At 64.8% G+C, this 281-nt stretch carries 1 pseudogene; it reads left to right on the top strand.

From position 1 onward, the window contains the following. Nucleotides 1-281: pseudogene (locus V0R37_RS21940) on the top strand (ArgP/LysG family DNA-binding transcriptional regulator); the annotation flags it as partial.

Raw genomic sequence — 281 nt, 5'->3', positions numbered from 1 at the left:
AAGCCGCGCCGCGACTGCGCATCGCCATCAATGCCGACAGCGTCGTGACTTGGTGGGCCGATGCCGTGGCGGATATTTGTCAGTCGGAAGGGGTGCTGATGGACTTGGTCATCGAAGACCAGGACGTTGGACTGAAGCGACTGCGCGATGGCGACGTGGCAGCCTGCCTGTGCGCCACTCCCCAGCCCATCGCCGGCGCTCGCTGCCTGCACGTCGGTGACATGCACTATCAGCCGTTGGCATCGCCCTCCTACGTGGCACGCTATTTCCCGGACGGCCCA

This window comes from Pollutimonas rozaliensis (assembly GCF_048751585.1).
Lineage (GTDB): Bacteria > Pseudomonadota > Gammaproteobacteria > Burkholderiales > Burkholderiaceae_B.
Note: the sequence above shows the minus strand (reverse complement) of the source record. Positions and strands in the feature narration are given on the sequence as shown.